Raw genomic sequence first — 11,367 nt, 5'->3', positions numbered from 1 at the left:
GGGTCACACGACCATGGACATCACACGAGACATCTACAGCGTCACCGTCGTGGTCGAGGACCTGGACCGCGCTCTCGCCTTCTACCGCGACGTCCTGGGGTGCGAGGTGCGGATGGACGCCGAGCCGTTCCCGGGATCCCGGCTGGTCGAGGTCGCCCCACCCGGCTCCGCCGTCGGCATCGCGCTGCTCACCCGCGACAGCGGGCTGCCCCTCGGGGTGCGCTACTGGACCGACGACGCTGAGCGTGCGCACCAGGCGCTGCGGGAGGCTGGGGTGGAGCCGCACCAGGAGGTGCTGCGGCTGGACGGCATGCCGCCGATGTTCACCCTCGACGACTCCGAGGGCAACACCGTCATCCTGCTGGAGCGTCCACGGCCGGAGTCCTCCGCGGGCGACGGGTCCTGAGACATGCGCAGACCCCCGGACCGAGGGTCCGGGGGTCTGCGTCGTCCCTGAGGAGGACGACCGTGTCCGGAGGGGGACTTGAACCCCCACGCCCGTTAAGGGCACTAGCACCTCAAGCTAGCGCGTCTGCCATTCCGCCACCCGGACAGGTGTGCTGCTGCGGCACCCGTGGGGAGTGCGCAACGACCGTCAAGGTTAGCACGCTCACCGACCCCGATCACGCCAGTCCGGAGGGTCTGCCGGGTGTAACGCGGGGTCGCCGTCGGCGAAGCTGCGCACCGGCCCCGGGCCGGTCGACGGACCCTCGAACCGGACGGTCACGACGCCGCGTCCGCTCCCCCAGACCCACCCGGGGCCGTGCTCCTCGTGCCGCACGTCCTGACCGGTCCGCCACCCCGGCAGCATCCGCCCCGCCACCGCACGCGGCGCCTCCGCGCCGTCCCCCTCCTCGATCTCGACGACCACCGGCTCCTCACCCTCGCCGACCGCTCCCGCCGCGTCCGGCAGCTCGACCGGCTCGAGCACCGGGTATGCCGTCTCCAGCGACAGCTCCTCCTGCGCGTGCGCGGTGAGGCCGGCCACCCCCAGCCCCAGCAGCCGGAGCCCGGAGCTCACGTCGACCGACCGGAGCAGCCGCCGACCCTCACGCAGGATGATCCCCGCATCGCCGGTCGCGAAGGGCAGGGTCCCCGACCTCGTCTGCGTGGTGAAGTCGTGCTGGCGCGCCTTCACCGTGATGGTGCGCGCGAAGACCCCGCTCCCTTCCAGTCGCCCGGCCAGCCCCCGGGACATCCGGGACAGCTCTGCCTCCAGGGCTCCCCGGTCGGCGACGTCCGACTCGAACGTCTCCTCCACCGAGATCGACTTCGCCTCCCGCTCGACGACCACGGGGCGGTCGTCCTCGGCACGGGCCAGCCGGTGCAGGGCAGCCCCGTGGGCCGAGCCGAAGATGGAGACCAGGTCGGGCTCGGACATCCGCGCCAGGTCGGCGACGGTGTCCACGCCGAAGCCGTGCAGCCGACCGGCCGTGGCGGGTCCGATCCCGGGGATGGCGCGGACCGACAGCGCGTGCAGCACCTCGAGCTCATCACCGGGGCGCACCAGGGTGACGCCGGCCGGCTTGTCCATCTCGCTGGCCAGCTTGGCCATCATCTTGGTGGGTGCCAGCCCGACCGACGCGGTGAGACCGCCCGTCGCGTCCGCGATCTCCCGGAGCAGCTCGTGGCACCACTCCTCCAGCCCGGCCGAGTCCCAGCCGAGCGGTCCGCCGGGAGGGGTCAGGTCCACGTAGGCCTCGTCGACCGACACCTGCTCCACCAGCGCCGACCGCTCGCGCAGCAGGTCCATCACCACCTGTGACGTCGCCCGGTATGCCGCGAACCGCCCGGAGAGGAAGGCCGTGCCCGCAGGGCACCGCCGCCGCGCCTCGATCGTCGGCATGGCCGATCGTGCCCCGAACTCGCGGGCCTCGTAGGACGCCGTGGCCACCACCCCTCGACCACCGAGCCCGCCGACGATGACCGGTCGCCCGCGCAGGGACGGTTTGTCCCGCTGCTCCACCGCCGCGAAGAACGCGTCCAGATCGAGGTGCATGATGCACCGACGCGGCTCGCCCGGCATACCCCAACTGTGTCACGCAGCACCGACGACCCGGCACGACGTGCGCCGCCTCGGGCGGGCGGGTTAGGTTCGGCCCATGGATCTAGAGCGCACCACCGCACCGCACCCGATCGACACGCTTCCCGCCGCACCCGCCGAGCTGACGGTGACCAGCGAGGACTTCGCGGACGGCGAGCCGTTGCCGGACAGCGCCGGCTACGGCCACGGCAACACCTCACCGCACCTGTCCTGGAGCGGTGCGCCCGAGGGCACCAGGTCCTACCTGCTCGTGTGCCACGACCCGGACGCCCCGGTCGTCGGCGGCTTCTCGCACTGGGCGATCCTCGGCATGCCGGCGGACGTCACCGAGCTGTCCTCCGGCGCCGGCGAGTTCGGCGTGCAGCACGGGGACGGCGCCTTCACCCTGGCCAACGACTTCGGCACCAAGGACTGGGGCGGCTGCGCGCCGCCGGAGGGCGACGTGCCGCACCGCTACGTGTTCACGGTGTGGGCGCTGGACACCGACGACACCGGCCTGGACGCCGGGGCATCGATCGCGAAGGCGCAGTTCATGACGCTGGGCAACGTGCTGGCCCGCGGTTCGATCACCGGCACCTACCAGCTGTGAACCTCGTCTGGGCCCCGGCACTGGACCGCCCGGACCTCCTGGCTGACCCGGTGCGCCGGGCGCTGGAGACGATGCGCGACGCCGGGCTCGAGGTCGGCCGCATCGAGGTGGCCGAGATCGACCCGGACCAGGCCGACACGGCCGTCCTGGTCGAGGCCACCGGGTGGGCGATGGAGGACATGGCCAACTGCATCGTCGTGGCCGGCTCCCGCGCCGGGGACGAGCGCGTCTGCGCGGCGCTGGTGCTCGGGCATACCCGCGCCGACGTCAACACCACGGTCCGCAAGTCCCTGGACGTGCGCAAGTGCTCGTTCATGGGCATGGACGACGCGGTCGCCAGGACCGGCATGGAGTACGGCGGGATCACCCCCGTCGGCCTGCCGGAGGCGTGGCCCGTCCTCGTCGACGCGCGGGTGCTCGAGCGGGACCAGATCGTCATCGGGTCCGGTGTGCGACGCAGCAAGCTGCGGCTGCCGGGCGTGATGGCGGCCGACCTGCCCCGCGCCGAGGTCGTCGACGGACTGGCCAAGGAGATCCCCGGCTGAGCCCGCGCACGCCTTCCCAGCGCGCCTCGCGTGACATCCAGCGATCCGCGCCACACTGACGGGGTGAGCACCCTTGATGGCCCCACCGCTCCCACCCGGGCAGAGGACCGCAGCGCCTACCGCGCGGTGACCCTGTTCCCGCTGCTCGTGCTCGTCGCCGGCGGCGTCGGGTATGCCTTCGCCGCCCCGATCTCCGGCGGCGCCGGACTGATCACGCCCCTGCTTGGCGTGATCATGTTCGGGATGGGCCTGACCCTGACCCTGCCCGACTTCGCCCTCGTCGCCCGACGGCCGCTGCCGGTGCTGCTCGGCGTGGCGGCGCAGTACGCCGTGATGCCGCTGGTCGGGCTCCTTGTGGTCACCCTGCTGGGCCTGCCGGACGAGATCGCCGCCGGGGTCATCCTCGTCGGCTGCGTCCCCGGTGGCACGGCGAGCAACGTCGTGGCCTACCTCGCCCGGGCCGACACCGCGCTGTCGGTGACGATGACCTCGGTGTCGACGCTGCTGTCCCCGCTCCTCACGCCGCTGCTCACGCTGTGGCTGGTCGGCGAGCGGCTCCCGGTCGACGGCTGGGGGATGGCCCGCACCATCGTCGTCATCGTCCTGGTCCCGGTGGTCCTGGGGCTGCTCGTCCGGGTGCTCCTGCCCCGGGTGGTGCGCCGGGTGCTCCCGGCCATGCCGTGGTTCTCCGTCCTGGTCATCTGCGTCGTGGTCGCGCTGGTGGTGTCGCTCTCGGCCGACCAGCTGGTCGAGGCAGGGTTGCTGGTCACCGCGGCGGTGATCCTGCACAACCTGCTCGGGCTCAGCATCGGCTACGTCATCGGCAGGCTCACCGGCGTCGGGGAGCGCTCGGCGCGGACGATGGCGATCGAGGTGGGTATGCAGAACTCCGGCCTGGCCTCGGGGCTCGCCGCGACCTTCTTCACCCCGGTGGCGGCGCTGCCGGGCGCGGTCTTCTCCGTCTGGCACAACCTCTCGGGGGCGACCCTGGCCGGCTGGTTCCGCCGCCGGGACGCTCGGGTGGCTCAGGGCGAGCGGGTGTAGCGGTCCACGGTCGTGACGTAGGGCACGGCCACCGCGGTGTCCGGAGCGGCGGCTGCGAAGTGCTCGCGGAGCGCGTGGTCCACGGCACGGTCGATGCCGCGACGCTCCGCCTCGGTCCCCTCCAGGTAGTAGGACCGCGTGCGCACCTGCAGCCGGAGGTCGTCCAGGGCCACCGTGTCGGTCCACCGGACCAGATCCCGGTCCCGGTGCCCGAATCCTCCGCCGGGCGGGCGTGCCGCGACACCGCCCTCGGGCTCGGGCTGCCAGGCCCGGATGCTGCTGTGCATCGCCCGCTCCACGTCGACCACCCAGGGCACGCTGGTGTCGAACATGTTCCACACCATCCCGAGCACCCCGCCCGGGCGCAGCACCCGGGCCGCCTCCAGCCCTGCCCGCTCGGGGTCGGTCCAGTGCCAGGCCTGGGCATACGTCATGCGGTCGGCGCAGCGGTGCGGCAGGCCGGTGCCCTCCCCGGTGCCCGGCACCACCGTCAGCCCGGGCAGCACCCGGCCGAGCGTCTCGCGCATGGCGGCCGACGGCTCGACCGCCCGCACCCGGTGGCCGCGGGCCACGAGCGCACGGGTGAGCTTGCCCGTGCCGGCGCCGACGTCGACCACGTCCAGGCCGGCACCCGGCGCGAGCAGGGTCACGGTCTCGTCCGGGTAGGCCGGGCGCAGCCGGTCGTACTCGTCACCACCCTCGGCGAAGCTGCCCACGAGGCCCGTCACCGGCGCTCCTTGTCCCGGACCGCCCAGAACGCCACCGCGGAGGCGGCCGCCACGTTCAGGCTGTCCACTCCCCCACCCATCGGGATCCGCACCGTGAGGTCCGCCACCTCGACGGTGCGCCCGGACAGCCCGTCACCCTCGGTGCCGAGGACCAGGGCGAGCCGCTCCGGCGGCGCGGACTCCAGGTCGTCCAGGCTGACGGCGTCGTCGGCCAGCGCGAGCGCCGCCACGGTGAAGCCGAGCTGCTGGAGGGTGCGCACTCCCCCGGGCCACGGGTCGATCCGGGTCCACGGCACCTGGAAGACGGTGCCCATGGAGACCCGGACCGCGCGCCGGTAGAGCGGGTCGGCGCACCGGGGGGTGACGAGCACCGCGTCCACGCCGAGCGCTGCCGCGGACCGGAAGGCGGCACCGACGTTGGTGTGGTCGACGACGTCCTCGAGCACCGCCACGCGGCGGGCGCCGTCGACGACCGCGGCCAGGTCCGGGAGGTCCGGGCGGTGCATCGCGGCGATCGCCCCACGGTGCAGGTGGAAGCCGGTCATCTGCTCGATGACGTCGGGGCTGCCGACATGGACCGGTATGCCCTCGGCCAGGGCCGGTCCGACGAGCTCGGGGAGGTCGGTGGCCCACCGCGGCGTGAGCAGCAGCGACCGCATCCGGTGGCCGGCCGCCAGCGCCCGGCGGATCACCTTGTCCGACTCGGCGAGGTAGAGGCCCTCCGCGGGCTCCAGCACGCGCCGCAGCGCGACATCGGTGAGCTGGAAGTAGTCGCGCACCCGTGGGTCACGGGGATCGTCGATCCAGACCGAGCCCTGAGGCAGACCCTCCGGCTCGCCCGTCATGTCACCAGGAGGTTGATGATGGCTGCGGTCCCGATCACCACGATCACGCCGCGCAGGACCGCCGGGGGCAGCCGGCGGCCCACCTTGGCGCCGATGACGCCGCCGACGAGTGAGCCGACGCTGATGAGCAGCACCACCCACCAGTTCACCAGCTCGGGGGCGACCACGAGGAAGACGAGTGCCGCGACCAGGTTGGCGATGGTGGCCAGCACGTTCTTGATCCCGTTGATCTGCTGCAGCCCGAGCGGGAGCAGGATGCTCATGATGCCCAGCAGCAGCACGCCCTGGGCGGCCCCGAAGTAGCCGCCGTAGACCCCGGCGAGCAGGATGCCGACGATGAGCGCCACCCACCGCCCGGGGGTGATCCGGTCGGCGTGCTGGCTCGCCGCCCAGCGCTGCAGCCTCGGGCCGAAGACGACGAGCAGCAGCGCGACGAGGATGAGGACCGGGACGATCGCCTCGAACGCCGCCGGGGGCAGCCAGAGCAGCAGCAGCGCACCGATGACCGACCCAGCCAGGCTGGCCGGGCCCAGACGCCGCAGCATCGGGCCGAGCGTCCGCAGCTCCTGCCGGTAGCCCCAGGTGCCGGTGAGCCCGCCGGGCACGAGGCCCAACGAGTTGGACACGTTGGCCGAGACCGGCGCGTAGCCGAACAGCAGCAGCGTGGGGAAGGTCACGAGCGTGCCCGAGCCGACGATGGTGTTGATGGTGCCGGCGGCCAGTCCGGCCAGGACGATCGCGACGACCTCGAGGACGCTCACCGCTGCGCCGGGGTGGCGGGGTGCTGCGCCGCGCGGGCCGACCAGCGGTCGCCGTGCCGGTCCACGACCAGGGGCAGGCCGAAGGTCTCGGACAGGTTCTCCGCGGTGAGGGTCACCTCGATCGGGCCGGCGGCGACGACCCGCCCCTCCCGGAGCATGAGGATGTCGGTGAACCCGGGCGGGATCTCCTCCACGTGGTGCGTGACCAGCACCAGCGCCGGGGCCTCGAGGTCCTGGGCGAGGATGCTGAGCCGCCCCACCAGGTCCTCGCGCCCGCGCAGGTCGAGACCCGCCGCGGGCTCGTCGAGCAGCATCAGCTCGGGATCGGTCATCAGCGCGCGCGCGATCTGCACCCGCTTGCGCTCCCCCTCGGACAGCGTGCCGAACCTGCGGGTCGCGAGGTGCGCCACCCCCAGCGCCGCCAGCAGCTCGGTCGCCCGGTGGTCGTCGGTCTCGTCGTACTGCTCCCGCCACCGGCCCACCACGCCGTAGGCGGCCGTGACCACGACGTCGCTCACCCGCTCCTCCGCCGGGATCCGGTCGGCCACGGCGGCGCTGGAGACGCCGATGCGGGGCCTGAGCTCGAAGACGTCGACCGCTCCCAGCACCTCGCCGAGCACCCCGGCCACCCCGGTGGTGGGGTGCATCCGCCCGGCCGCGAGCTGCAGCAGGGTGGTCTTGCCGGCACCGTTGGGGCCGATCACCACCCAGCGCTCGCCCTCCTCGACCGACCAGTCGACCCCGCTGAGCAGGTCGGTCGTGCCACGACGCACACCCACGTCGGCGAATTCGAGGACGTCGCTCATGGCCGCTCACTCTAGTCGCCCGCTGAGCGCCTACCATCGCCCCCATGCCCGACCACGAGCTCCCGGCCAGCGTCCGGGTGGCGCTGTGGTCGACGGTCGCCTTCGCGGGGCGCATCGACGTCTCCGGGGTGGTCCCGCGGGCGCTGCCGGACCTGGACCACGTCGAGGGTCTGAGCGAGCCGCTGGCCATGTGGCAGAGCCTCGGTGAGCGGGCCGTGCTCGTGGCGCTCCCGAGACCCGGCGACATGTCCGGTATGCCGCAAGCCGGGACCGAGCTGCAGGCCGCGGCGGCTGCGGCGCAGGAGTGCCTCTTCATCCCGGGTCTGGGCGGCGCCCTGGTGCCGGACTTCGAGCGCTACGGTCCGGCCGGCGACCAGGGGTGGTCGGTGCGGTGGGAGGTGCACGGCGCCCAGCCCTACCCGACCCACCGGGTCGAGGCGTTGGACCTCGGGCAGGTCGAGCTCGCCCTGCGCACCGAGCTCGCGGCCCACACCGACGACCTCGTCGCCGTCGGTGGCGCGCCCTTCGGCCAGGCGGCCGAGCTGGGCCTGGCCCGGGTGCGTGCCGTGGCGGACGCGGACCGGTGGGGCCTCCCACCCGGTATGCCGGGCCGTGCCGAACGGGTCATCAGCCTGGCGGCGACGGTCCTGCGCCTCACCGAGGTGGGGCTGGACCCGGCCCTGGAGTCGGTGGACCTCACCACCACCACCGCCCGTGCGCATACCCTGCGGCGGCTGCACACCCTGGCGGCGTCGTCGCTGGCCGACGCCACGAACATCGCGGTGCTCCACCTCGCTGGCTGGCGCTGACCTGGGTGACGGGTCACCAGACCGAACCTTTGCCAGATCCGAACCCGGCCTTTGCCCGGCCCTCGTGGTCGCGCCCTAGCGTGAGTGGCGCCCATCGACACACTCCGGGAGGGACCACGACATGGGACACCACCAGCACGCACCCAGCCGCCGCACGCTCCTCGGCGCCGCCGGACTGGCCGGGGCCGGTCTGCTGACGCCGACGGGAGCCGCCCTGGCGGACGAGCACCGGGCGGCTCTGCCCGACGAGCACGTCCCGACCCGACGACAGGCCCAGGCGCTCGCCCTGATGTCCTTCTCCAGGATCAACGGGGTCGAGGTCTACTACGGGACGCAGACGTCCCCCTTGCGCACCTGGCGCTGCACCCCGGGCTTCTACGACCGCCTCCAGGCGTGGATGACCACCCTGTCGAACTGGTCCGGCCAGGCCGGGCACGGCGCGGTGCGCTCCATCGGCTCCGCCGGCTTCTACGTCAACAGGTCGGGGCAGCACGGCGCCGGGACGGCGATGGACCTGAGCATGGTGCGGTGGGCCGGTGGCCGGAACTCCAACATGTTCAACGGTGACCACGCGTCCGGGAACCGCACCCGGCGCCGGCGCTACTTCGCGGTGGAGGCGACGCTGCGTCGGCACTTCCGCTACGTCCTGGACGGCAACTACAACGCGGACCACCGCAACCACTTCCACGCCGACGTCGCGGCCCTGCCCGACCGGCGGCTGCTGCACGGCTCCCGGGCCGACACCGTCTTCGTCCAGGCGGTGTGCAACAACTTCCTGGGCTCGGGCATCGCCATCGACGGCGACTGGGGCCCGAACACCCAGCGCGAGGTGACCAGGCTCAAGAACCGGCTGAACGTCAGCGGCGACCTGCAGTCGAACCGGTCGGCGGTCAACAAGCTGCTCAAGGGGATCGCGCTGCACGGCTTCCGCGACCGGGCCATCTGAGCGAGCCCGACCCCGCCGTCAGTCGTGCGGTCCTCGCGACCCGGACCGCACGACGGACGGCACCACCCACCCGGTCGCGGCGAAAGCCACCACGACCACCGCGGCCGCCACGAGCCCGGCACGGTCACCGACGACCACGCTGAAGATGAGGCAGAGGGTGACGGCCATGGTGAGCCCGAGCAGCACCAACCCGGTGCTGGCCAGGACGTGCGAGACCTGGACCAACCGGTCCTTGAGGTGCCGCCGGAAGAGCATGCGGTGCGAGCTGACCGGGGCGACCAGGAAGATCGTGGTGAGCACGGCCAGACTGATGCACACCAGGAAGACCGTCCGGTGATAGGCGGTCAGGTCCTCGAACCGGGCCTGGAAGGGGAGGGTCAGCAGGAAGCCGGCCAGGATCTGCGTGCCGGTCTGCACCACCCTCAGCTCCTGCAGCAGGTCGAGGAAGTTGCGGTCCATCCGCTCGTCGAGGGACTCGTGACGCCCCTCCTGCCCGGGTCGTGCCTGGCTCAGCTCGCGACCTCCAGCAGCGCCGCGCAGGCGTCGGCGCACTCGCGGCAGGCCTCGGCGCAGAGCCGGCAGTGGTCCATGTCGTGCCCGCCGCACTCCTCGGCGCACTCGCGGCAGACCGCGATGCAGGCGCGGACCACCTCCTCCCAGCTGTCGCCGTTGGGACCCGGCCGCGACATCACGTCGGCGGCGGCGCGGCAGATCGACGCGCACTGGTTGCACAGGTCGATGCAGCGTGACATCGACCCGGCGTCCTCGCCGTGCAGGCACGCGTCGGCGCAGGTCGCACAGGTGGAGGCGCAGCGCGACGCCGCGTCGATGGCGGCCCGCAGCTGTGGCAGGTCGAAGGTGTCCCGGGACGGGTGGGTGGTGAGGATCTCGCTCATGCAGCGACCGTAGGTCGGCGCCGGCCCGTCCGCGAGCCGAAGCGCGACGGCTCAGCCGAGCTCGGGCAGGTCGGGGGCACGCCCCTCGAGCACCGCCCGGTAGACCTCCACGGTCCGCTCCGCGACCGTGGTCCAGGCGAACTGCTCGACCGCCCGTGCGCGCCCGGCCTCCCCCCGGCGCTCCGCCTCGTCGGCGTCCGCGCAGGCCTCGACCAGCGCCCGCCCGAGATCGTCGACGAAGGCGTCCTCGTCGACCGGGGTGCCGGTGCCGTCCTGCACCTGCTCGATCGGGACCAGCCAGCCGGTCTCCCCGTCGAGGACGACCTCCGGGATGCCTCCGGTCGCGGTCGCGACGACCGCGGCCCCGCAGGCCATCGCCTCGAGGTTCACGATGCCCAGCGGCTCGTAGACCGACGGGCAGACGAAGACCGTGGCGTGCGACAGCACGGCGATGACCTTCTCGCGGGGCAGCATCTCGTCGATCCACACGACCGCCGCGGCACCGTCGCCCCGGTCGGTGCGCAGCTGGTCCACCAGCGCGATCACCTCGGCCTTGATCTCCTCGGTGTCGGGCGCCCCCGCGAGGAGCACCACCTGCACGTCGTCGTCGAGCGCCCGCAGCGCCTTGAGCAGGTAGGGCAGCCCCTTCTGCCGGGTGATCCGGCCGAGGAAGACCACGCTCCGGGCCAGGGGGTCGATGCCCTGGGACCGGACGAAGTCCGCCGCCTCCGTGCTGGTGTCGCGCTGCCACAGCTCCGCGTCGATCCCGTTGTGCACGACGTGCACCTTGTCCGGGTCCACCGACGGGTATGCCGCGAGGATATCCCTGCGCATGCCGGCCGAGACCGCGATGATGCCGGCGGCGCCCTCGTAGGCGACCTTCTCCGCCATCGAGGACACGCCGTACCCGCCGCCGAGCTGCTCGGCCTTCCACGGCCGCAGCGGCTCCAGGCTGTGCGCGCTGACGACGTGCGGCACCTCCGCGAGCAGCCCCCCGAGGTGGCCGCCCATGTTGGCGTACCAGGTGTGGCTGTGCACCAGGTCCGCTCCCCCGCTCGCGACGTCCCGCGCCATGAGCAGGTCGACCCCGAGGGTGCGCAGCGCACCGTTCGCGTCCACCAGGTCCGCGGGCACGGCATACCCCGTCGTGCCGGGCTCGTCCACCGGCTCGTCGAAGGCCCTGACCTGCGCCTCGACCCCGTCGAGCGCACGCAGGGCGCGGGTGAGCTCCGCGACGTGCACGCCGGCGCCGCCGTAGATGTTGGGTGGGTACTCGCGGGTCAGGATGTCGATGCGCACCCCTCCAACGTAGTCCGTGGAGCGTCCCCCTCGCCACAGGTTGACGTTGCGTCTA

The 11,367-nt window shown here is 73.0% G+C and carries 14 protein-coding genes and 1 tRNA gene; 6 read left to right on the top strand and 9 right to left on the bottom strand.

Going from position 1 to position 11,367, the window contains the following annotated elements; translation table 11 throughout:
• Positions 1-13: 13 nt before the first annotated feature.
• The gene (locus FXF60_RS00680) at positions 14-406 is read left to right on the top strand and encodes a VOC family protein (RefSeq protein ID WP_151523330.1); all 393 of its coding nucleotides are present in this window, start codon (positions 14-16) and stop codon (positions 404-406) included.
• 63 nt (positions 407-469) lie between these two features.
• Here the strand turns inward: FXF60_RS00680 and FXF60_RS00675 are convergent.
• Positions 470-553 (bottom strand) — tRNA-Leu (locus FXF60_RS00675).
• Between the two features lie 57 nt (positions 554-610).
• Positions 611-2,026 carry a DNA polymerase IV gene (locus FXF60_RS00670; RefSeq protein WP_151523329.1) on the bottom strand — a complete coding sequence of 472 codons (1,416 nt, stop codon included), beginning with the start codon at positions 2,024-2,026 and terminating at the stop codon, positions 611-613.
• Between the two features lie 76 nt (positions 2,027-2,102).
• Here FXF60_RS00670 and FXF60_RS00665 point away from each other — a divergent pair, with 76 nt between their 5' ends.
• The 3 genes from FXF60_RS00665 to FXF60_RS00655 all read left to right on the top strand — a co-directional run bounded on the left by FXF60_RS00665 (position 2,103) and on the right by FXF60_RS00655 (position 4,222).
• Positions 2,103-2,633 (top strand): YbhB/YbcL family Raf kinase inhibitor-like protein, encoded by a 531-nt coding sequence (locus FXF60_RS00665; RefSeq protein ID WP_151523328.1) that lies wholly within the window; start codon positions 2,103-2,105, stop codon positions 2,631-2,633.
• Positions 2,630-3,178 carry a YbaK/EbsC family protein gene (locus FXF60_RS00660; protein WP_238335618.1) on the top strand — a complete coding sequence of 183 codons (549 nt, stop codon included), beginning with the start codon at positions 2,630-2,632 and terminating at the stop codon, positions 3,176-3,178. Before FXF60_RS00665 ends, FXF60_RS00660 begins: the two co-directional genes overlap by 4 nt.
• 63 nt (positions 3,179-3,241) lie before the next feature.
• Positions 3,242-4,222, top strand: a complete 981-nt coding sequence (locus FXF60_RS00655) for a bile acid:sodium symporter family protein (protein WP_151523327.1) — start codon at positions 3,242-3,244, stop codon at positions 4,220-4,222.
• Here the strand turns inward: FXF60_RS00655 and FXF60_RS00650 are convergent.
• Genes FXF60_RS00650 through FXF60_RS00635 form a run of 4 tightly spaced genes read right to left on the bottom strand, consistent with a single transcriptional unit; the run spans position 4,204 to position 7,362 of the window.
• Entirely contained in the window at positions 4,204-4,950 is a 747-nt protein-coding gene (locus tag FXF60_RS00650) for a class I SAM-dependent methyltransferase (RefSeq protein WP_202879507.1), read from the bottom strand. The two genes, FXF60_RS00655 and FXF60_RS00650, sit on opposite strands and share 19 nt — an antisense overlap.
• A complete protein-coding gene (locus FXF60_RS00645; protein WP_151523325.1) occupies positions 4,947-5,795 on the bottom strand; it encodes a TrmH family RNA methyltransferase in 849 nt (282 codons plus the stop codon). Before FXF60_RS00645 ends, FXF60_RS00650 begins: the two co-directional genes overlap by 4 nt.
• Positions 5,792-6,556, bottom strand: coding sequence for a sulfite exporter TauE/SafE family protein (locus tag FXF60_RS00640; protein ID WP_151523324.1), 765 nt, complete (start codon positions 6,554-6,556; stop codon positions 5,792-5,794). Before FXF60_RS00640 ends, FXF60_RS00645 begins: the two co-directional genes overlap by 4 nt.
• Positions 6,553-7,362, bottom strand: a complete 810-nt coding sequence (locus FXF60_RS00635; RefSeq protein ID WP_151523323.1) for an ABC transporter ATP-binding protein — start codon at positions 7,360-7,362, stop codon at positions 6,553-6,555. Before FXF60_RS00635 ends, FXF60_RS00640 begins: the two co-directional genes overlap by 4 nt.
• A 44-nt stretch (positions 7,363-7,406) precedes the next feature.
• On the opposite strand from FXF60_RS00635, the gene FXF60_RS00630 reads away from it, so the two are divergent.
• Positions 7,407-8,171, top strand: coding sequence for an Rv1486c family protein (locus tag FXF60_RS00630; RefSeq protein WP_151523322.1), 765 nt, complete (start codon positions 7,407-7,409; stop codon positions 8,169-8,171).
• A 121-nt stretch (positions 8,172-8,292) separates the two neighbouring features.
• Positions 8,293-9,117, top strand: coding sequence for an extensin family protein (locus FXF60_RS00625; RefSeq protein ID WP_151523321.1), 825 nt, complete (start codon positions 8,293-8,295; stop codon positions 9,115-9,117).
• 18 nt (positions 9,118-9,135) lie between these two features.
• Here the strand turns inward: FXF60_RS00625 and FXF60_RS00620 are convergent, their stop codons facing one another.
• From FXF60_RS00620 to glgA, 3 genes are read right to left on the bottom strand one after another with little or no spacing between them, the layout of a single operon-like run.
• Positions 9,136-9,669, bottom strand: coding sequence for a DUF6328 family protein (locus FXF60_RS00620; protein ID WP_238335617.1), 534 nt, complete (start codon positions 9,667-9,669; stop codon positions 9,136-9,138).
• Positions 9,627-10,013: a four-helix bundle copper-binding protein gene (locus FXF60_RS00615; protein ID WP_151523320.1), complete on the bottom strand. Its 387-nt coding sequence runs from the start codon at positions 10,011-10,013 to the stop codon at positions 9,627-9,629. The genes FXF60_RS00620 and FXF60_RS00615 overlap by 43 nt, the downstream gene beginning before the upstream one ends.
• A gap of 51 nt (positions 10,014-10,064) precedes the next feature.
• Complete coding sequence (glgA, locus tag FXF60_RS00610; protein WP_151523319.1) at positions 10,065-11,312, bottom strand: glycogen synthase; 1,248 nt, start codon at positions 11,310-11,312, stop codon at positions 10,065-10,067.
• Positions 11,313-11,367: the final 55 nt, after the last annotated feature.

The sequence above is a fragment of the Serinicoccus kebangsaanensis genome (assembly GCF_008919445.1).
Taxonomy (GTDB): domain Bacteria; phylum Actinomycetota; class Actinomycetes; order Actinomycetales; family Dermatophilaceae; genus Ornithinicoccus; species Ornithinicoccus kebangsaanensis.
The sequence above is the reverse complement of the archived record's forward strand: the minus strand, read 5'-3'. Positions and strand labels throughout refer to the sequence as shown.